General features: G+C 53.2%; 16 protein-coding genes. 5 read left to right on the top strand and 11 right to left on the bottom strand.

Annotated elements, in window-relative coordinates:
- Window positions 1-85: 85 nt before the first annotated feature.
- Window positions 86-1,756 carry an amidohydrolase gene (locus SHEW_RS15650; RefSeq protein WP_011866820.1) on the top strand — a complete coding sequence of 557 codons (1,671 nt, stop codon included), beginning with the start codon at window positions 86-88 and terminating at the stop codon, window positions 1,754-1,756.
- Window positions 1,757-1,811: 55 nt separating this feature from the next.
- Here the strand turns inward: SHEW_RS15650 and SHEW_RS15655 are convergent, their stop codons facing one another.
- Window positions 1,812-3,323, bottom strand: a complete 1,512-nt coding sequence (locus tag SHEW_RS15655) for a hypothetical protein (RefSeq protein ID WP_011866821.1) — start codon at window positions 3,321-3,323, stop codon at window positions 1,812-1,814.
- Window positions 3,323-4,975 (bottom strand): hypothetical protein, encoded by a 1,653-nt coding sequence (locus tag SHEW_RS15660; protein WP_011866822.1) that lies wholly within the window; start codon window positions 4,973-4,975, stop codon window positions 3,323-3,325. The genes SHEW_RS15655 and SHEW_RS15660 overlap by 1 nt, the downstream gene beginning before the upstream one ends.
- Window positions 4,976-5,224: 249 nt before the next feature.
- On the opposite strand from SHEW_RS15660, the gene SHEW_RS15665 reads away from it, so the two are divergent.
- Window positions 5,225-5,524, top strand: coding sequence for a DUF1840 domain-containing protein (locus SHEW_RS15665; protein WP_011866823.1), 300 nt, complete (start codon window positions 5,225-5,227; stop codon window positions 5,522-5,524).
- Between the two features lie 662 nt (window positions 5,525-6,186).
- Window positions 6,187-7,632, top strand: coding sequence for a phospholipase D-like domain-containing protein (locus SHEW_RS15670; protein ID WP_011866824.1), 1,446 nt, complete (start codon window positions 6,187-6,189; stop codon window positions 7,630-7,632).
- Window positions 7,633-7,697: 65 nt separating this feature from the next.
- Here the strand turns inward: SHEW_RS15670 and SHEW_RS15675 are convergent, their stop codons facing one another.
- The 3 genes from SHEW_RS15675 to SHEW_RS15685 form a co-directional block, all read right to left on the bottom strand.
- Window positions 7,698-8,168, bottom strand: a complete 471-nt coding sequence (locus SHEW_RS15675) for a cupin domain-containing protein (protein WP_011866825.1) — start codon at window positions 8,166-8,168, stop codon at window positions 7,698-7,700.
- Window positions 8,169-8,396: 228 nt separating this feature from the next.
- Window positions 8,397-8,642 (bottom strand): hypothetical protein, encoded by a 246-nt coding sequence (locus SHEW_RS15680; RefSeq protein WP_041407409.1) that lies wholly within the window; start codon window positions 8,640-8,642, stop codon window positions 8,397-8,399.
- 232 nt (window positions 8,643-8,874) lie between these two features.
- Window positions 8,875-10,227: a phosphatase PAP2 family protein gene (locus SHEW_RS15685; RefSeq protein ID WP_049766539.1), complete on the bottom strand. Its 1,353-nt coding sequence runs from the start codon at window positions 10,225-10,227 to the stop codon at window positions 8,875-8,877.
- Between the two features lie 215 nt (window positions 10,228-10,442).
- On the opposite strand from SHEW_RS15685, the gene SHEW_RS15690 reads away from it, so the two are divergent.
- Window positions 10,443-10,928 (top strand): hypothetical protein, encoded by a 486-nt coding sequence (locus SHEW_RS15690; protein WP_011866828.1) that lies wholly within the window; start codon window positions 10,443-10,445, stop codon window positions 10,926-10,928.
- A 140-nt stretch (window positions 10,929-11,068) separates the two neighbouring features.
- Here the strand turns inward: SHEW_RS15690 and SHEW_RS15695 are convergent, their stop codons facing one another.
- The 5 genes from SHEW_RS15695 to SHEW_RS15715 all read right to left on the bottom strand — a co-directional run bounded on the left by SHEW_RS15695 (window position 11,069) and on the right by SHEW_RS15715 (window position 17,447).
- Complete coding sequence (locus SHEW_RS15695; protein ID WP_011866829.1) at window positions 11,069-13,255, bottom strand: OsmC domain/YcaO domain-containing protein; 2,187 nt, start codon at window positions 13,253-13,255, stop codon at window positions 11,069-11,071.
- A gap of 224 nt (window positions 13,256-13,479) precedes the next feature.
- Entirely contained in the window at window positions 13,480-15,048 is a 1,569-nt protein-coding gene (locus tag SHEW_RS15700; RefSeq protein ID WP_011866830.1) for a sensor domain-containing diguanylate cyclase, read from the bottom strand.
- 221 nt (window positions 15,049-15,269) lie between these two features.
- A complete protein-coding gene (locus tag SHEW_RS15705; protein ID WP_011866831.1) occupies window positions 15,270-15,518 on the bottom strand; it encodes a hypothetical protein in 249 nt (82 codons plus the stop codon).
- A gap of 163 nt (window positions 15,519-15,681) precedes the next feature.
- A complete protein-coding gene (locus SHEW_RS15710) occupies window positions 15,682-16,509 on the bottom strand; it encodes a class II glutamine amidotransferase (protein WP_011866832.1) in 828 nt (275 codons plus the stop codon).
- Window positions 16,494-17,447 carry an ATP-grasp domain-containing protein gene (locus SHEW_RS15715; protein ID WP_011866833.1) on the bottom strand — a complete coding sequence of 318 codons (954 nt, stop codon included), beginning with the start codon at window positions 17,445-17,447 and terminating at the stop codon, window positions 16,494-16,496. The genes SHEW_RS15710 and SHEW_RS15715 overlap by 16 nt, the downstream gene beginning before the upstream one ends.
- A gap of 206 nt (window positions 17,448-17,653) precedes the next feature.
- Here SHEW_RS15715 and SHEW_RS15720 point away from each other — a divergent pair, with 206 nt between their 5' ends.
- Window positions 17,654-19,426 (top strand): N-acetylglutaminylglutamine amidotransferase, encoded by a 1,773-nt coding sequence (locus tag SHEW_RS15720; RefSeq protein WP_011866834.1) that lies wholly within the window; start codon window positions 17,654-17,656, stop codon window positions 19,424-19,426.
- Window positions 19,427-19,455: 29 nt separating this feature from the next.
- On the opposite strand, the gene SHEW_RS15725 is transcribed toward SHEW_RS15720, so the two are convergent.
- Window positions 19,456-20,025 (bottom strand): SOS response-associated peptidase, encoded by a 570-nt coding sequence (locus SHEW_RS15725; RefSeq protein WP_011866835.1) that lies wholly within the window; start codon window positions 20,023-20,025, stop codon window positions 19,456-19,458.
- Window positions 20,026-20,288: the final 263 nt, after the last annotated feature.

A 20,288-nucleotide genomic window follows, 5' to 3' on the forward strand; every position in this document is an offset into this window, starting at 1 on the left:
CGTGCCAGTCACTACCTATGGCTAGTTTGCCAGCGGCGCTTAAGCTGCTAGTATGAAACCAATAACACCCTAAAAAACCAATAATATGAATACCCTAACTAAAGTAAGTCTCGCCATTGACCTGCTGTTTTCCGGCAGTGCCCTGGCACAAACCACCCTAATCCATAACCTCAAGGGCTACACCCTGGAGCAGGGCAAGCTGACCCAATTTAGCGCCATCGCCTTTAGCGGAGACAAGATAGAAAAGATCTACCAGCAGCCGCCGAATGAGCTGCAAACGCAATCTACTAACGTCAAGGTGATCGATGCCAAGGGGCAGACCATGTTACCTGGACTCATCGATGCCCACGGTCACGTGCTCGGCTGGGGGCTAAATTTGATCCGGGTCGATCTCAAGGGTAGCGAGTCTGAACAGGCCGCCGTAGCGAGAGTTCAGGCCTTTAGAAAGCAAAACAGGGATCTTAACTGGGTGCTAGGCCGAGGCTGGAACCAGGTGCTCTGGCCAGAGAAAAGCTTCCCCACGGCCAAGACTCTGGATAAGGTCTTTCCCGACACTCCTGTGTGGCTAAGACGGGTCGATGGCCACGCCGGCTGGGCCAACAGCGCCGCCATGAAGCTAGCGGGCATCAATGGCGACACCCAGGCCCCCAGCGGCGGCGAGATAATCCGCGACGATAAGGGACAACCCAGCGGTGTGTTTATCGACAATGCCATGGCGCTGATCGAGCAGCAGATCCCAGCCCTGACCCAGGCCGAGCAGGCCCGCGTACTGCGCGCGGCCATGACAGATCTCGCCCGTCTCGGCCTCACCAGTGTGCACGATGCAGGTGTCGGTCACGATACCCTCGCCGCCTACCGCCAGCTGGCGGACGATAAGCAGATGCCGATCCGCATCTACGCCATGGTCGCCGCCGACGATAGTCAGTTCGACAAGACCCTGGCCAAGGGCCCCTATCGCCATCCTGGCAGCATGCTGGATATCAGCAGCGTGAAGATCTCCGCCGATGGCGCTCTGGGCAGCCGCGGCGCCGCCCTGCTACAGGACTACTCGGATCTGCACGGCCATAAGGGACTGCTGCTCTACAAGGAAGATGAGCTGAAGGCCTTGATGCTGAAGTCGATGCAGGCGGGATTTCAGGTGAACACCCATGCCATAGGCGATCGTGCCAACAAGCTGGTGCTGGATGATTACCAGAGTCTGATCGCCAAGACCCACACCAAGGCGCTGAGACACAGGGTCGAGCACGCCCAGATACTGCAACTGAGCGACATTCCCAGGTTTGCCGAGCTTGGGGTGATCGCCTCCATGCAAGCAACCCACGCCACCAGCGACATGAACATGGCCGAAGACAGGGTCGGCCCCCAGCGGATCAAGGGCGCCTACGCCTGGCGTAAGCTATTGGATAGCGGCGCGGTGATCGCCGCAGGTTCAGACTTTCCCATCGAGTCGGCCAATCCCTTCTTTGGCCTACACGCCTCGATCACCCGCCAGGATCACGCCAATAAGCCCGAGCAGGGCTGGTATCCCGGCGAGAAGATGAGCCTCATCGAGGCACTAAATAGCTTTACCCATGACGCCGCCTACGCCGCCCATCAGGAAACCCAGATAGGCGAACTGCTGCCCGGCATGAAGGCCGACTTCATCCTGCTTGAGAACAACCCCTTCACCATGGACCCGCAGCAGCTATGGCAAACTCAGGTGAACCAGACTTGGGTCAATGGCAAGAAGGTGTTCGACATCCAGAGTAGCCGTTAGAGTAAGCCAACAAGGCATCAGCCAAGAAAAAACCCGGCTTGATTGCCGGGCTTTTTTATCCTCGCGATGACACCAGCATGGCGCGATACTCGCTGTCCAGATAGGCATCCACCACCTCGGCGTCGATATGGCCGGCGTTATACCAGGCATACATCTCCTTAAGCGCCAGGTGACCGAAACGGCTCCAGCCCACCAGGTTAGTGCGCAGCAGAAACTGCACCATATCCCCACCGGAGCGTAGCGCCGCTTCGCCACCATCGATCAGACACATGCTGCCGTGAGCCACCAACAGCATCCGCCTAAGCTCGGGATTGCTAGCCAGAGGAACACACTCAGACCAGGGCTTTTGATGGTAACAGCGCTGTTTCACCGTCCAGCCAAGACGGGTGATCAGCTCGGTCACCAGCACGGGCACACAGAGGCCCAGCCCATGGCGCAGATCATAGCCTTGCTCGAACACCTTAGTGCAGACCACGGCGAAGCTCTGCCTATGCTGACCAAACTCGCCGACGTCCATAAACTGCAACAGGTTATAGAAGGGAATGGGGATCCCCGAGCCTCGGCCATAATCGGGGCGGTTTCTGTCTATCCCCGACGAGCCGGACACGTCCGACATCAGATGTCCAAACCAGTTGGCCACGCCGCAGAAGATCTTAGCGATGAAGTTATGTCCCTGTAGCTCCGCCTCTGCCGAGATGGTCACCAACTTGCCCTCGCTGACGAAGCTGGCGCTATGGGTAAACTGGTTGATGATGGAGAAGAACAGCCCCACCAGGCAGGGACTATGGGCCAGACTCTTGAGGTGATGATTCTTAGTGCTTAGATTTTTCACCGCGCCGCCCGTGCCATTAGGACCGAAGGAGGTGGCCTGATCATAGTTCACCTCAAACAGCCCCTCGAGATAGCTGATGGCGCTGGAGGTCTGATTACCTCGCCCTCCCTGCCAGCCGTTGAAGCGGGCAAAGTTTTCCACCGCTTTTTCGGCCAGCTTGTCGGCGCCCCTGGTCAACTGGCTCTCTTTGGGCGTACCACCGAAGGCGAGATCGATGAGGCCACCAATCACACCTGCCGTGCCCGCTATGAGATAGTCATACTTATCGCACTGGGCCCCCTTGAGCGAAAACTCTTCGGCGATCCGCTTCTCCAACGCCACGCGCTGACTCAGGGTCATCAGTCGGCGGTATGGGTCGCTGCTGAGATCTATCCCCTGCTGCTCGGCGTAGTGCTCCACCGAGGCGATGTAAGCTTGCCAGCTCATCTGCTCATTGAAGTCCAGGCTGGCTAAAGGCGTCAGCGCCCCGATGCCTAAGGTGATCTCCTCCTGGGTTACCTCGCAGTAACGGCTCACCTCGCAAGAGATGGCGATCTCCTCATCGAAGGCGATGCCACAGCTGTCCAGAATCGACTGCATATCCTCTAGCATGGTATCCAGCGCCGCATCGTTTTGTGCTTGATGCTGATGCAGCGCCGACAAGGCGGCGTCCAGCTCGGCCATGCGCTGCTCCGACGCCTCGAGCTGATGCTGCTGGGCCAACAGGGCGGCCGCTTGCTCATCCTTGCTCGCCATCAGGAGAAGATCCCTGACAGCTTACCCTTAATCACATCGGCCGCCTTAAAATAGCCAATGGCATCGAACACGGCGGCCAGTTTATCCAGCTCACGGGTCGAGATGTCCGGCTTGATCTTAAGCACTGTGACATTAACCGACTCATCCCCCTGCTGAACCTCCTCTTCCACCTCCTGGTAGTATCCCATCACTAGGGCGTAGAACTGCTTCTTCAGCGGCTCCTGAGTCAGCGACTTCAACTTGGCCTCGTCCAGCTTGATAGGGCAGCGCAACTTGATGCAGGAGTTCTGCATGACACCCGACTTCCTGCTCAGCACATCGGCGGCGCCCGTCAGCGATGTCATCATCTTCATCAGCTTCTGCACCTTGGCATCTTGAATACCGTAGCTGGCCACCGCCTGATTAAACTTGTCGGTGATGTAGTTGAGATCACTGATGAGCAGCGACAGTGTCGCCTGGGTCTGCTTAATCACCTCATTGAGCATCAGCTCCCGGCGCTTGGTCTTATCAAGCTCGTTGGCACCGGTGAAGTGCTTGATCCCCTTATAGGCACCGACTCCCAGCAATACAGCAACACCTATGCCGGTTGCCATGCTGGAGAAGCCCAGTGCGCCACCCAGCCCAAGGGCGGCAAGCCCAGAGGTCATGCCCGCCGCCGAGAGTCCCACCACTGAACCCGACAGATAGACGGCGGCCAGCGGCACACCGACCGCGCCGGCCTTGGCCGATAACTCCTTCATGCCACGCTTGAGGGCGTCATCGGTAAAGTCTTCCCTGAGCATGTTGAAATCGTTCTTAATCGCCATCAGCGCCAGCTCCACCTCATCATCGGAAACACCAAACAATGCTTGATGCTCGTCGAGGAAGGCGAAGTTTTCATAGGACCCATCGTTGACGCTCATGTAGGTACTGATAAGGTCTTTCACCAGAGAGATCTTCACTGCCTTGTTGTGGCTGGGCACGCACTCGGCGTCAATGGTGGCCAGCAGATCAACCAGGGGAACTTGATTGTGCTCGCTGGACAGATAGCTGCGCAGCTCGAAGCGAGACTCAGTGGTCAGCTCCAGCCGGGTCATCAGCATCAGAATCTCGGAAAACTCCTTCTTATCCACCTCACCATCGTCGGCAAAAGCCATGTTGGCGATCACTTTGACATAGGCAACCTTTAGCGCCTCAGACATCTCCGCCAGGGTGACTATCTGATTCTCCTCCTCAAAGCTGTCGCACTCGGTCACCGCGCGATTGAGGATCTCGGCCAGCAGCCGGTAGTCGCAATCGATTAGGCCGTCTATGGTGTTACGTGAGCCATCCTTTCTCAGGAGCTCGACAACGACCTCCTTCTTCTCCTTACCCTTATCGTTTGTCGAAACGTATTCGACATAGTCCACCTTCTCGATATCGCTATAGGGGAAGATCATTGGATCATCGAACATAGGCTTAAACACCAGGTGTTCCCCGGTAAAAGCCAGGCCATCCTTAGCGCTGCCGAACAAGGTGTTGTCATAGATGGCGATGATGGTATTGACCCTGTCCGTCAGCCCCATAGACTTGGCCGCGTTGTTGAGTTTTTTCTCTGGGATCCCAGGAGCGACGAAGACATTCTTACTGACGCTGCCTATGTTTTCTTTAATGAAGGTATTGATCTCTTGCATCTTGCTTCCTTGTGAAAATGCCGGAAAAAAGGTGGCTAGGTCGAACTCTGCCCGACCAAACGCCCGCTTGATTGGCACCCGAAATGACTGGGCTATTTATAACATGTCCCTCGTCGGGCAAAAGAAACCGAAGTCACAATCTCATCGAATGAAATTTAACAAAACGTTTAATAGACAATAGGTTATAATTCAATCGACAGGCTATTGCTAGTCGAGTCATAGTCCCGGCGCACACCAAGGAGTCGCAACATGCTAGTCACCTTTAAAACCAAGCACTATGCCAATATCACCCTGTTTGGCGATGTGGCACAGACCTTCCTTAAGATACTCGGCCACAGCACCTCGGTGCCCGGTGCGATACGCGCCGAAGATGTACCCGCAGCGCTGGCCCGACTGCAACAGGCAGTGGCCAATGCACCAACTCAGCCCCCACAGACAGAAGATGACGAAGATGATAAGGGCCCCTATGTGAGCCTGAGACAAAGGGCACTGCCCCTAATCGAGTTATTCGAGTCGGCGGTTAAGAATAATGACAACGTGATGTGGTAATAATCTGTAATACGAAAATAGGCACACATAAAATCGGCTCGTGAATATCCCTTATCGAGCGTGAATGTCTCTTACGAGCCGATTTTATACTTTTTACTATATTCATGAACTCTTTATTTCTGCCTCAGAAATCCAGGTTATTTTTATTCAAAATCTCGCCGACAAAACAATCCTATACATCCCGCCTGTTTTCAACACAAATCAATTAACAACTAATCAACAAGTAAACCCCACCCAAATAAAAAAGCGCCATTGAAAACTTAAACAAAATAATATTAATCAGTTATAACTCATTTACCTAAACCTTCCCAAACTCACTGCCACAGCTTAACCACAGGCAAGAGTCATTCTACTTATTTAGCTGTTTTTAAAGCAAAACAATCGCGACAGAATGATTAGTCATTTTAGTCGAATAACCGAGCAAATTTTATTCAACACACTGCATAACTAACAGATAACGCGCATAATTTTAAAATGTACAAAAACTGAGACATTTGTATGACTTTTGTTAAATCACACCTACTAATTGTCATAATAGGCTGTTAGTATGCTGTCGAGTTTTTAAACTAAGGATGGTTAAACGTAGCTAAAACCTACAATGAAAATTGGATTCAGATTACTCATTTTCGATTTACACTTTTATTATAAAAATAAGGTAAAACATGAAAATTAATAAACTGAGTATGGGGTTGTTGTTATCGCTAGCTTCGTCAATGAGCTATGCCGATGATGTTGAAGTTTACTTTAATCACGTGGTCAATCCACCGGCCGTTCAAGCCGACCTTGAACAGAAAATTATCCAGCTTATCGATTCCGCCAATAGCACCTTGTATATGGCGATCTATGATCTCGATCTGCCCGGTATTGCCAATGCCATGGTGGCCGCTAAACAGCGCGGCGTCGATGTAAAGTTTGTCACCGACGAAGACAACATCGCCGGCGAGAATGACCAGGCCATCGCCATCTTAAATCAAGGCGGCGTCCCCTGGATCGACGACACCGAAAACGGTAGCTCAGGCTCCAAGATCCAGCACAACAAATTCATCGTCGTCGACGGCAAGAAGGTACTCACCGGCAGCACCAACTTTAGTCAGTCTGGCGTGCATGGCGATCTGGATGCCCAGGGCAACCTGATCAGCGAAGGCAATGATAACCATATCGTTATCATCGACTCTAACCAGCTAGCCAGCGTCTACACCCACCAGTTCAATCTGATGTGGGGCGACGGTCAGGGCGGCGCCAAAGACTCACTCTTTGGCCTGGGTAAGCCTGATCATCAGCTGGAGACCGTCTACACCAACAACGACAATATCCGCATCGATGTACAGTTCACCCCGCAGTCGCCAAGCGTCTACGTGGGCTCGACCCTATACAACATGCAGCAATACATTCGTAACGCCCAATATCGTATTCACCTGGCGCAATTTGTTATTAGCGCCCAGGATGTAGCCGATGAAATGGAGCTGAGACACGATGCCGGCGTCGAGGTACAAGGCCTGGGCGATGCGTCTTTCTTCTCTCGCTACTACTCTGAATTTCAGGATATGTTAGGCATAGAGAAGCCTAACACCTCAGGTGAGATCGAGGTGGACAGCTACACTGGCGCCGCCAACAACATCTGGGAAAACCCTGCCGATGTGCGCGTAGCCAAGCTAAACAGCAACGATAAATTCCATCATAAGTACATGATTATAGACGATATGGTACTGACGGGGTCCCACAATATCAGTGGCGCCGCGGCCTTTGGTAACGACGAAAACATAGTGGTTATCCACGACGCCGAGACCGCCGCCGAGTTTGAGGGACACTTCAGCTACACCTATTGCGTAGCAGGCAACGGAACTGAGTGCGCCAAGCCCGCCTATGAGGAAGGCACCTGGGAAGGGGTCTTCTTTAGCGCCAGCGAAGTGGGTGTAGTACTGGATATCGTCAACAACGCGACCCTGACCGAGCTGGATATCGACGCGGCCATGAACAAGACAGCCGCCAACAATATCATCGCCGCCAGACCGATTGCCGACATGGATGCCCTGGCCGCCGTGCCTTACGTGGGTAACGCCGCCATGATAGATCTGAAAGACTATATCGCTCAGTGGCAGAGCAAGTAGTCACTCGCTAGGTGAGTTAAGGCGCGGCCCGCTTGGGTCGCGCCTTTTCGAAATAGCCCCCACGATTAGCGGGTCAGACGCTCTATGATCGTCTTGTGCTGTGGATAGGCCTCCAGCAGCGGCTGGCGCTCAAACAGCTCGAAATCCTCGAAGGTAAAGCCTGGCGACACCATGCAGCCCACAAGAGAAAAGCCCGGGTTATTCATGGCAGAGCCGAAGATACAGCCTTTAGGCACCAGAAACTGCGGCCGTTGACCTGCGGCCACGTCCAGCCCCAGCTCAGCCGTAGTCAGCTCACCCGCCCCGTCGATCATATAGATGGTCAGTGGCTCGCCACCATGGAAATACCACATCTCGTCGGCGGTCAGGCGATGAAAATGGGACACCTCGCCGGTGCGCAGCAGGAAATAGATGCTAGTCCACAGCTGGCGCCTGTCATCGAAGGCCTCCGCCGCCCGGTAGGAGGAGCGATAATAGCCCCCTTCCACATGTTGCTCTAACTGCAATGCATTGATGAAATCTTCCGCGCGCTGCATAACTTCTCCCTCTTCATGTTCTAACCGACTCAGCTTTAGGATTCTTGCCCTTGAGTTAATGGCCCTAAATCAAACCTAAGTCAATGGCCTAGCACTCTAACCTATGTTGATACTTAATGCTGTGACTCGAGCTGAGCAACGAGGCAAGCGTGTCGCATCATAGCCTAAATAAAAAAGCCCAGAGCGTTAGGCCTTGGGCTTTTATTATCTTTACTAATTCGCTAGATCTCAGTGCTTAGAGACGCCGTGACGCACCATCTCTTTGCCCTGCTCGAACACTTCATCTGTGACCCAACGGGCATGCAGGAGTTTGTGGTTCTTGTCGAACACGGCCACAAAATGGCGGCCATCGGCGTTATTGGTCGCCATCCCAACCCCTTCGACCCCTTCCAGTCCCAGGCCACCGTTTTCTACCGCCAGCAGGAAGCTGGCAAGATCGTCCAGGTTGTCGATAACCGTTTTATCATCACTCATGACTTTGCTTCTCATCTTCATCCGCCCGCAAAAGGGCCTTACTCAATGTCGCGTACTCTACCCTGAGTGAGCCAAGATGTGAACCCATTGCCCCTGCCTTTCCCAGACCAAACAGCTTCTACCAACAAGGTTTGCGAGATTGAAACTTCATACACACCGCAAGTTGCCCTAAGCAGACAGGCATAAAACCTTGCGTTCTGGGTCAACTCATCCGTCACCTGCGTATAGCAGGCTAAAAACGATTCTCTACCGTAAGCACTATGGAGTCCGTCTGATACTCCATGTTAAGCGCATCCCATTTGGCCTCTGAGTAGGCATACTTGAGTCCCATCACCCACTCTTCTCCCAAGGCGTAGCTTAGGCCGGCTTCCGCTGCGACCAGTTGATTACCGGACCAGGCCTGAAAACGTGCCATGGCATCGGCCGACAGTCCGCCACCGATATGATAACGGGTTCGCCCTTCGATAGAGGGCATGACCTCCAGGCTACCCTCACCGGCATACTGACCGCCGGTCAGATAGTCCACCTCCAGCTCGACCCAATAGGCGTAGAGACCGCCCCCTAACTTGAAGTGCCAATCCCCCTGGGGCGCGAAACGATAGAAATATTGCGAACCCAGGCTCCACTGCTTGAAAGCCAGATAGAGAGAGTCACCATCCTGATACTGCTTACCATCCAGCTCGAACTCCCCCGAGAGGGTGCCAAACAGGCGTGTCTCGTTAGGCGAAAGTTCGAGTTGTAGCGAGGTCTTACTTGAGTCTAAGTACTCGTACAAAAGATAGGAAAACGGCTGATGATCGTCCACCAGCTGACTATCTGGCAGCAGATCTTTCGCCCCTGCCATACCCAGAGAATCTGTCATGTTAAAGCCGAGATTAACGGCAAAGCGGTGACGCTTGGGGCCATGAACCGCAGGCTGAGCACGCTTCTCGGCGCGCGGGCCAGCTCGGCCATTCAGGGGCCCATCCAGGGGCATAGAGAGATTAAATTGCAGCCCACCTTCATCATTGGGAAAGAGAGATACGGCCAGACCTTGGTTATCGTAGCGCTCGACGAAATACTGGTTAACCAGGATGGCAATGCCCGCACCACCGAGCACATCATCGGCGTAGTGCCGTCTGCCATGCACCCGACTGGCGGCCACCACACCGGCCCCCAGATAGGCGGGGATCCCCCAGCGGCTGCCATATCGCGACTGCAGAAAGGCGGCACCAGAGAAGGCCCCGGCGGAGTGGCCAGAGGGAAAAGACTTATAACTTCCACCCGCCACATTTGAGTTGGGTCGATAGCGCCCCACAGTGCTCTTGGTCGCCTCGACGATAAGCTGGGTCGTGAGCACAGAGAAGGTCAGCTGCTTGGCGCCCTCAAAGTCATCATAGAGCCAGGACGCCAGGTATCCGGTCGCCGGAATGGCAATCACCAATATATCTCCGGCCTCGACAAACCCATCGTCTATCGACTCATTGATGGCGTTATAGGGCGCCGCCATGGCGACAAGATTCAGGCTCGTCCCCAACAGAGCACTGGCTTGTAGTAGCCTGGCTTGTAGTAGCTTGGCTTTTAATCGCGTGGCTTTTAATTGCATAGCTTTTAATCGCAAAGCTTTGATTGGCATAGCTGACTCCCGGCAAAGCAGATACTTGCCCAAAGTGTAGATGCAAATGCTTTATCCTGTGGCTAATCACTAGCCCTGAGACGCTAAATCGCATAAAATGTCGCCGCCTAATTCATAGGCCAAGTATCTGATCACAAAAGCCCTTAGCAAGGAAATGGCTAAGGTTAACCACTTAAGGACGAGTCATGGACCCTATCTCCCAGCTGTTTGCCGCCTATCTGGAAATGGTCAGCAGCAACATTGTCGCCAGCTATGAAGATGCCGCCAACACCCGCCTTGTCAGCCAGCGTCTGGTGTATGAAGACACGGCCATCGGCTTTCAACATCAGCTGTGGCGAATCCGGGAGCAGAGCGTCTGCGCCGACATCAAACAAGACGTCACCCAATATGCCTACTGCACCCGCAAGGCCAAGCGCTTGTTCAGCAGTCTATGTAAGCAGCTCTCCAGGCATGACGATCTCAATCAACACGGCAGACGCCTGTCGACCATGTACTGTAACGCCTCCCTCAGCTATAAGCCGATGATCGCCCATATAGGCGAGCCAAGCTTGCGCAGCGAGCAGCAAAGAGCGCAGAAGCGCTGTAACGAGTTGATCCTCAAGGCGATGCAAGACAAGCGCCCAGAGGTGCAGCAACAAAAGGCAGCCGCCTGCGCCAAGGCTAACGGCTAACGGCTAACGGCTCGGCCAGGCTCGGCTAACCGACACCCAAAAGCGAGCACCAAACAGCAAGCACAAAAAAGCGAGCACCAAGGCTCGCTTTTTTAACTCGTTATCTGTAACTCAATATCTGTAACTCACAGTATTAAAGGTTAAAGTCCGGCTTTAATTTTACGGGCCTGATGCAACTTCTTGTAGCTCTCGATAAGACGCAGATGCGGCTCTATGCCTTCAAGCGCCATGCTGGTCTCGGTAAGGCCTGAGAAACGCACCTCGCCGTTCACCGAACCAACCACCTGAGCCATCACCTCTTCACCAAACATGCGGGTAAAGTTACCGATAAAGTCCTCAAGCTCGAGCTCCTCATCCAGAGTCACCTCGAGCACCGCGCTCATCGCCTGGTAGAAGAGACCGCGCTGAACCGTGTTGTCGTTGAACTGCAGGAAGTCTTCCACCAGCTCAAGCGCCTCTTCGTGAGCGCCCAGGGCCAGATAGATGAGGATCTTCAGCTCGATAATGGTCAGCTGTCCCCACACGGTGTTTTCGTCGAAGACGATGCCGATCAGGGTGCGGATATCCGTGTAGTTATCCAGCTGACTCTCTTCCAGACGATTGACCAGATCGGCAAGCTCATCATCGCTCAGCCTGTGCAGGTTGAGGATATCTTCACGATAGTCCAGCGCCTTGTTGGTGTTGTCCCAGATGAGGTCGTCCACAGGATAAACCTCAGAGTAATCAGGCACCAGGATGCGACAGGCAGACGCGCCAAGCTCTTCAAACTCGGCGACATAGACCTCCTTGCCCAGGCTCTCCAAGATGCCGAACAGCCCCTTGGCCTCCTCCTCGTTGGTGCCGGAGAAGTCCCACTCGCAGAACGCATAGTCCGCCTTGTTGCTGAAGAAGCGCCAGGAGATCACCCCGGTCGAGTCGATAAAGTGCTCGACGAAGTTCTCTGGCTCGCTTACCGCCATACTGTTAAAGGTCGGCTTAGGCACATCGTTAAGTCCCTCGAAGCTGCGGCCCTGCAAAAGCTCGGTCAGGCTGCGCTCCAGCGCCACCTCGAAGCTTGGGTGCGCACCGAAGGAGGCGAACACGCCGCCTGTCTTAGGGTTCATCAGGGTCACACACATCACGGGGAATTGACCGCCGAGGGAGGCGTCTCTCACGACTACTGGGAAGCCTTGCTCCTCGAGTCCCTTGATACCGGCAAGAATGCTAGGGTACTTCTCCAGCACGGCCATAGGCACGTCCGGCAGCACTATCTCCTGCTCGATAATCTGACGCTTCACCGCGCGCTCGAAGATCTCCGACAAACACTGTACCTCGGCCTCCTGCAGGTTGTTGCCCGCACTCATGCCGTTACTGAGGAACAGGTTCTCGATCAAGTTCGATGGGAAATAGACGGTCTCACCGTCCGAGCGGCGCTTGTAGGGGATGGTACAGATACCGCGCTCAATATTGCCCGAGTTGGTATCGATCAGGTGCGAGCCGCAAAGCTCGCCATCCGGGTTATAGATCTCCAGGCTGTAATCGTCCAGCATGCCTTCAGGCAGCGAGTCATCATCGGTGAGGGCGAACCACTTCTCGTTGGGGTAGTGCACAAACTCGCTGTTTGCGATATCCAGGCCGAAGAACTGATCGTTGTAGAAGAAGTTGCAGTTCAGACGCTCGATAAACTCGCCCAGGGCCGAACAGAGGGCACTCTCCTTGCTCGCGCCTTTACCATTGGTGAAGCACATGGGCGAGGCCGCATCACGAATATGCAGCGACCAGACGTTGGGCACTATGTTACGCCAGGAGGAGATCTCTATCTTCATCCCGAGTCCAGCCAGGATCTCCGTCATGTTGGCGATGGTCTGCTCAAGCGGCAGATCTTTACCCAGAATATAGGTGCTGCTGTCACCTTCAGGCTGACCCATCAACATGGCGTTGGCATCGGCGTCCAGGTTTTCTACCGTCTCAATCTTAAATTCTGGGCCTGTCTGCACCACCTTCTTCACGGTACAACGGTCGATGGAGCGCAGGATCCCCTCGCGATCTTTGTCGGAAATATCGTCGGGCAGCTCGACCTGGATCTGGAAGATCTGGTTATAGCGATCTTCCGGGTCGACAATGTTGTTCTGAGACAGACGAATATTGTCGGTCGAGATATCGCGCGCCTTACAGTAGACCTTTACGAAATAGGCCGCACACAGAGCCGACGACGCCAGGAAATAATCAAAGGGGCTAGGCGCCGAGCCATCACCCTTGTAGCGGATCGGCTGATCGGCGGTGACGGTAAAATCGTCGAATTTGGCTTCGAGTCTGAGGTTATCGAGAAAATTAACTTTGATTTCCATGGGGTGGTTTCCACTGCGCGCCTGTACCCTTGGGCCAGCATGCTTTATTTGAAAATGAGACAATTGAGGGGAATTATCGGTGTTTTTGCCCCATTAGTCTTGGGTTAATTACCGAAAAAGGCCAAATGGGCCGAATTAACCACCGGGGCGACGAAGAAGCAGCGCCGCGCCGGTGGTTAATTTAGAAAATAGATAAAATAAGAGAAACAGATGAGTAGAGCGGATTAAGGCAGCAGCTGGTTCTTCTGCCCCGTCTTGTGTTCATACATCAGGCTGTCGGCCCGCTCTATGATGCTGTCCACATCGTCGGTCTCATGCAGCAGCTGGGTGCAGCCGAAGCTCAGGCTCCACTCCTTACCCGTCTTGCCAAGCCCCATGACGCCATAGGCGGCCTGGATCCGCTCCATGATCTCGCTGGCGCAGCTGCCGTCGCAGTCCACGAAGACGATGAGAAACTCATCGCCGCCGATGCGGGCAGCAAAGTCACCGTCGCGGATCGACATGTTGATCACGCTAGCCACGCCCTTGAGCAGATCGTCCCCCGCCTCATGACCGTGCAGATCATTAGTCTTCTTCAGATCGTTCACGTCGATAAAGCTCACCGCCAGCTGCGCCTTTTGACGTCGGCTGCGGCTGATGCTCTTGCCCAGATACTCTATGATGGCGCTGCGGTTATACAGGCCAGTCAGGGCATCGTGGCGGGCATCGAAGGTAAGCTGACTAAACAGGCGCTGCTGCTCAACCTGAGCGCCAGCCAATTTATAAGCCAGGAAGATAAACATGGGTGACACCAATAAAAAGGCGATGAGAGCACTATTAGTCAGATTTTGCTGAGCAGCCTCAATCGTACTCTCGGGCACAAACATCACCAGGTAGGCGCTCTCCCTATTCACTATATTAAACAGCGAATGGGGCGCAAGCTTGAAGCGGCTGAAATAGTACTCGCCATCGTCCGTCACCACCTTGCCCAGCTCCGACTGCTGCATGCGTCGCCAGGCTGTAGGGTAGTCACTGTCAAAGCCCAGCTGCTCACGTTCGGGGAACATGAAACGCCACTCCTTGTCCGGCTGATCACCCTTGAGATAGAAACCTTTGTGATTCAGCAGATAGACCCTGTCACCCTCATGCACATTCAGATCGTCGATGATCTGCAAAAGATCTTTGCCCTTATAATTGATCACCCCGGCGCCGATAAAATCCCCCGCCATGCTGTAGATGGGCGTGGCGAAACGTATGGTGGGCTTAAGAGGCTGCTCCACCTCTCCATGCTCCACATTGAGATCGAACGGCGAGGCGTAGATCTCTTCGGGTTTGAGCCCGGCAAGCTCACGGAAATAGTAGCGGTCCGCCTTATTCTGCAACGCCTCGTCCGGCACCAATTGGAGGCTGTTATCCCGCAGCTGATCGATACGGATCACCTCATCGCCCCTGTCATCAAGCAGGCGGATCTGATCGTAATGTTTATAGAGATTACCTATCTGGAACATCAGCGAGGTGAGATAGCGCTTAGCCTTAGGATCTTTATCCTCCAGGGTCGAGACGGCCAGTTCACTGTGAGCATAATAGGCCAAGTCAGTGCCGACGATATTGAGTTCTGTGAGTAGGCTAGCCTGCATGTTGCCAAGCTCGGCATATTGGCGCATCTCACGTTCGCGGGAGATATTGCTGCTAGTCATCAGATAGACAATTGACAATACGGCAGACAGGAACAGCAGGAGCAGCAACGAATAGAGCATGCTCTTCTTGTATTTAGCGTAGGTCAGCTTAGCTTCCTGAGGGGCATCTCTATCCATAACGGCGATATATTTTACTCATCCAGATTAATCAAGATGGCCAGCTAAATGGCCCATTTTCGGCATAGTATAAATTACCTTGCCTTTCAAAACCTTAACCTTGTACCAAAAACTAACTATTAAATTAAGCTTTTGCTAACTATATATAAGAATCGAACAATTAGCCGAAATGGCCTTGAGCTAGATAACGTTAAGGTAACGGTAAGGACAAATTGGCAGGCTTAATTGTCCCGATTTTCGGCTTCGCGCTTAACCAGGATAAAGGTGAGGTACATCTTAGTGGGCAGTGAGAGCACCATGCCGAAGGCCACACAGACGGCGCTGATGATAATGCCGGTCACCCCCATGGCCTCCATGGTTTCACTAAAGTTGTGCAGATAGATCCCCAGCAAAATCAGGCAAAGCCCGATGACGATACAGGTCTTTAGCAGCCGAATCAGCTTAGCATCCGCCTCCTTAGCTTCTGTCACTCGAGCCTCCTCTGGCCGCACATCTAAACTGCCTAATATACTGACCACTTATGAAAGAAGTGGCATTGATTCAGATCAATTGGCTATCTCAAGGGAACTGCGGAAGCCTTTCTCTAGGCCTCTAGCCGCTGGGCACACAGAGGATAGAGCGACATCTGACCCATCATAAGAAGGTTTCGCTACTCACCTGATTCGCTTCTATGGTCGCAAAGGTGTTGGCTGGGATAGGTTTCCACTTATCACTGGCCTTATCCAAAGGTTCCGAAACCACAACAATACTTCCCTGTGGCATCAGCTCAAATTGATCATCAAAATCTTGGATGCACTCGGTATCCGACGAGTAAAACTGGGTCATCGCCTCCTCATTATGGGAAAACCTTAGGGTATAGAGCCTGTCACCATCGGAGAGTGCACAAGATAGATTCAACACTCCCTTAGGATTAACCCGCTCCAGGGCCTGCAGCACTCGCTCGACCATTTTTTGCAGCGCCAACTTAGGGTTTTCTTGCAAACCATAGGTGAGAGCCAACATAAAAAAAGTCTCACTGTCGGTAGTCCCCCTCAGATAGGGATACAACTCGGGTGCGATATCCAGCTGGAGTTCTCGGCGGATCTTCTCAAAATCGCTGACATGACCATTGTGCTGAAACAGCCAGTTTTTAAATTGAAACGGGTGACAGTTAGTGCGTTGCACATCGCCAGTGGTAGTGGCCCGAATGTGGGCAAAGAAAATATGCGACTCCACCTGATGGCAAAGATTTTTCAGATTCTCATCATGCCAGGCGGGTTTATCATCGCGAAACACGCCTGGCTCGGCACGTCTGTTATACCAGCCGATCCCAAAACCATCGCCATTGGTGCTGAGCAATACGCCCGCAGGGCTAATGTTCAACTCACTGTTTAGACTCTGCGCCACTAGCGAGTGACTCGGCTGTGTCACTAAGGTATCCAAAAAAATGGGGCGCCCCGAATAGGCTAGCCATCGGCACATAGCAGATCTTCCTCCCGTCGCACCCGGCTAGCCATTAACCTCTGATGTCGATAGAAGCCCTTGGCCTCACTCAGGGTATAGTCGATGATGGCGGCGGCAATATTACAGTTAGTCACGGTTTCCAGGCCCTGTTTACCGGTAAAGTCGGGGGAGACATTGATCTCCAGCAGCAGAGGCCCACGAGAAGAACGCACAAAGTCGACGCCAGCAATATTGACGCCTATGCTTTGGGTCGCCCTTAACACCACCTGCTCCTCTTCTGGTGTCAACTGCACGGCGGCCGAGTGAGCACCGAGAGAGACATTGGCTCTAAAATCATCGTCCTGGGACTCCCTCTGCATCGCGGAAACCACCCTATCCCCCACCACAAACGCACGAATATCTTGCCCAGCAGCCTCGGCTATAAACTCCTGTATTTGATAGCTAACCCCTGCCAGAGAGAAGGTCTTACATAGGTTATCGACCTCCTTTTTAGTTTTAGCTAAAAATACTCCAGTACCCTCGGTGCTCTCGATCAACTTTACCACCAGCGGCAACTTTAGATGGCCGACCAGCGTCTCTAAATATTCTGGGGTATAGGCAATGGCAGTCGCCGGAAATGGCAAGTCCTTACTCAAGAGATATTGCAAACACTTAAGCTTGTCCCGACCCAGGCGCAGGGCCTCTGGCGATTCGCTGACATAGATCCCGGCACAGATAAATTGCTGCAAGATATTGATACCGAAATCGGTATAGGAAACATTTAATCTGGGGATCACAATATCGAATTGATTCGTAATAACTTCATTTTGATAGTAAATTTCTGGATTACTGGGGAGCAACTCAATACTAATTTGGCGCAGATCGAGCAGAAAGGCGTCATGTCCCTTGGCGCGAGCTACTTCAACCAATCTGTTGTCATCGTCGACCTGATTAGTTGTCAGGATAGCTATTTTCATAAGTCCTTCATTAATTGTTGAGTGAACAAATTTTTAACTTGTTTAAAAGTGTAGCAGCCTCTGCTCATATTGCCCCCGCCAATTTGCCCTCGGTAAGACAATAAAATGATTCGCCTCTTTTTCATTGATTTCACTTGAGAAGCCAGTGAGTTTCACTAAGGTAAATAGTTATAACTGATATTAAATTCGAGTTAGTAGGAGTGACTATGTGCGGGATTGCCGGAGAACTCTCTTTTACCACTAGCGCCAAGGTCGACCAAGTCGCCGCCATGCTGGATAAACTGGCGCCAAGGGGACCAGACGGACAGGGCCTCTATAGCCTAGGACCATGCTGTCTGGGCCACAGGCGACTAAAGATCATCGACCTGAGTGAACATGGCGCCCAGCCTATGGTCGACGCCGAACTCGGGCTTACCCTGGTATTCAACGGCTGTATCTACAACTACCGCGCATTACGGGCCGAACTGTCTGAGTTGGGCTACCACTTTTTCTCCCACAGCGACAGCGAGGTAATACTCAAGGCCTATGCCCATTGGGGTCGCCAATGTGTCGAAAAATTCAATGGCATGTTTGCCTTTGCCATTCATGAGCGTGATACAGGACGGCTCTTTATCGCCAGAGACAGGTTGGGCATCAAGCCTCTCTACTACTTCAAAGATGGCCACAGTCTGGTATTTGCCTCCAGCTTACCCGCCCTCTTGCGTCATCCGGTCGCCGATACAGAGATAGACCCCCAGTCTCTCAACCACTATCTCTGTTTTCGCGCCATCGTCGGCGACAAAACCTTGTTTAAGCAGATCCATAAACTCGAGGCGGCACATTGGATGCTGGTGAGACCCGACGGCCAGGTTGACCACCAGTCCTACTGGCACCTCTCACCAGGCTCTAGCCTTGAGACGGAAACCGAGGAGACCTGGTCTCAACAACTGGAACAGAAGCTGTTTGACAGCGCCAAGCGCCGTTTAGAAGCCGACGTACCTGTTGGAGTGCTCCTCTCCGGCGGCTTAGATTCATCATTGATCGTGGGCTTGTTGCACGAGCTGGGTCAAAAAGAGATCCATACCTTCTCTATCGGCTTTGATGATGTCGCAGACGAGCAAGGTAATGAATTCAAATACTCAGATCTGATCGCCGAGCATTACCAGACTCGACATCAAAAGATAGTGGTCAGTCATAGTGAGCTTATCTCTCATCTGCCCGACTGCGTGATGGCGATGTCTGAGCCCATGGTGTCTCACGATGTCATCGGCTTCTATCTGCTCTCTAAAACTGTTAGTCAACACGTCAAGGTGGTTCAGAGTGGCCAAGGGGCCGATGAGGTCTTTGGCGGTTATCACTGGTATCCTCCTATGGTCGACGCCACCGCGGAAGATGAGGCACAAACCTATCAAGACGCCTACTTCTCCTGGCAATATCCAGAATACCAGCAGCTGGTCGCCGAGCCGCTCCTCGATGGCGATCATGCAGGCGATTACGTACGGCGCTACTTCGCCCATTGCCCGGCCGAAACTGCCATCGACAAGACCCTGATGTTGGATACTCGGGTGATGTTAGTCGACGACCCGGTTAAGCGGGTCGATAACATGACCATGGCCTTCGGGCTCGAAGCCAGAGTTCCCTTCTTAGACCATGAGCTGGTCGAACTGGCCAGTCGCATCCCCTTCGATCTCAAGCTCAAGGAGGGCGGCAAATACCTACTCAAACAGGTCGCCAGACGCATCATCCCCCATCAGGTAATAGACAGACCTAAGGGCTACTTTCCTGTGCCCGGGCTGCGTAACATGCAGGGGCCTTACCTGGCTCTCGCTAAAGAGGTCTTTGCCCGTCCACAGGCCAGAGCAAGGGGAATCTTCAATATGGACTATATCGACGCCATGCTCGCTAGCCCTGAGCAACAACTCACTCGCTTCGGCTCACGTCTGTGGCAGGTGACACTCTTAGAACTCTGGCTGCAGCTTCATCTAGACCATGAAAGCTAGCCTCTGGTCGACGCCAGCTGATGTGGCCCCTAGCAGGCTTGGATCGATAAAGGAGTCTCGGAGGCTATCAGCAGCGCGTCCAGCTCATGGGGCTGTGAGTGAAACCAGAAATCCAGCGCCTGGGGCTCGATAAGCAGCGGCATGCGATGATGATAGGGCGCGCAGCTAGTAACCGGCTTAGTGGTAAGGGTCACCAGCGCATGGCTGCCATCAATCTGAGGATAGAGGATTCCCGCCATCAAGAGCGGCTGTCCGTCACGGCCTTGAAACAGATACTTCTGCTTGGCGCCGCCTGCCTGCTGCCACTCATACCAACCGCTACAGGGCACCACAGCCCTATGCTGGGCAAAGGCCTGGGCAAAGGTGCGCTTCTGTCTCACCGTCTCGGCCTGGGCATTGATCATCAGCCGCTTGGCCCAATCAGGCTTAATCCCCCAGCTGGCATCCACCTGCTGCAGTGCGCCGCCGTCCAGCGCTATGGTCCCAAGTTGCTGGGTGGGCCTAAGGTCGTTATTGGTCTCGCTATGAAACTTGATCCCCAGCTGACCCGACACCCAGTCGCACAGGGGATCGCTTATCACGTTGAGTCGACCACACATAGTCCGTTCCCTCTTCACCGAATGCTTTCAGCTGGTTTCTCCCCAATTTGAGCCGAGCCAAATGATTGGCTTGCCCTAAGGAGCAAAAAAGATAGGCTTCAAGCTAAATCACTCGGCCTGCGCTGTCCAATCTCGCTTTGGGCTAGGCTCTTTATACTGAATCTTAGCAGCGCTCTTAACGCCTCTCTTAACGCCGCTCTTAACATCAAGAGAAAATCTGCTTTGCCATTGCCGTTTCAGCGAAAGGTGCTAAGTCAGGATGT

The organism is Shewanella loihica PV-4 (genome assembly GCF_000016065.1).
Classification (GTDB): Bacteria; Pseudomonadota; Gammaproteobacteria; order Enterobacterales; family Shewanellaceae; genus Shewanella; species Shewanella loihica.

What these genes read in the sequence shown, in the direction of transcription:
- SHEW_RS15650 (WP_011866820.1), top strand. Translation starts at nt 86, where the DNA reads ATGAATACCCTAACTAAAGTAAGTCTCGCCATTGACCTGCTGTTTTCC.
- SHEW_RS15655 (WP_011866821.1), bottom strand. Translation starts at nt 3,323, where the DNA reads ATGGCGAGCAAGGATGAGCAAGCGGCCGCCCTGTTGGCCCAGCAGCAT.
- SHEW_RS15660 (WP_011866822.1), bottom strand. Translation starts at nt 4,975, where the DNA reads ATGCAAGAGATCAATACCTTCATTAAAGAAAACATAGGCAGCGTCAGT.
- SHEW_RS15665 (WP_011866823.1), top strand. Translation starts at nt 5,225, where the DNA reads ATGCTAGTCACCTTTAAAACCAAGCACTATGCCAATATCACCCTGTTT.
- SHEW_RS15670 (WP_011866824.1), top strand. Translation starts at nt 6,187, where the DNA reads ATGAAAATTAATAAACTGAGTATGGGGTTGTTGTTATCGCTAGCTTCG.
- SHEW_RS15675 (WP_011866825.1), bottom strand. Translation starts at nt 8,168, where the DNA reads ATGCAGCGCGCGGAAGATTTCATCAATGCATTGCAGTTAGAGCAACAT.
- SHEW_RS15680 (WP_041407409.1), bottom strand. Translation starts at nt 8,642, where the DNA reads ATGAGTGATGATAAAACGGTTATCGACAACCTGGACGATCTTGCCAGC.
- SHEW_RS15685 (WP_049766539.1), bottom strand. Translation starts at nt 10,227, where the DNA reads ATGCAATTAAAAGCCACGCGATTAAAAGCCAAGCTACTACAAGCCAGG.
- SHEW_RS15690 (WP_011866828.1), top strand. Translation starts at nt 10,443, where the DNA reads ATGGACCCTATCTCCCAGCTGTTTGCCGCCTATCTGGAAATGGTCAGC.
- SHEW_RS15695 (WP_011866829.1), bottom strand. Translation starts at nt 13,255, where the DNA reads ATGGAAATCAAAGTTAATTTTCTCGATAACCTCAGACTCGAAGCCAAA.
- SHEW_RS15700 (WP_011866830.1), bottom strand. Translation starts at nt 15,048, where the DNA reads ATGGATAGAGATGCCCCTCAGGAAGCTAAGCTGACCTACGCTAAATAC.
- SHEW_RS15710 (WP_011866832.1), bottom strand. Translation starts at nt 16,509, where the DNA reads ATGTGCCGATGGCTAGCCTATTCGGGGCGCCCCATTTTTTTGGATACC.
- SHEW_RS15715 (WP_011866833.1), bottom strand. Translation starts at nt 17,447, where the DNA reads ATGAAAATAGCTATCCTGACAACTAATCAGGTCGACGATGACAACAGA.
- SHEW_RS15720 (WP_011866834.1), top strand. Translation starts at nt 17,654, where the DNA reads ATGTGCGGGATTGCCGGAGAACTCTCTTTTACCACTAGCGCCAAGGTC.
- SHEW_RS15725 (WP_011866835.1), bottom strand. Translation starts at nt 20,025, where the DNA reads ATGTGTGGTCGACTCAACGTGATAAGCGATCCCCTGTGCGACTGGGTG.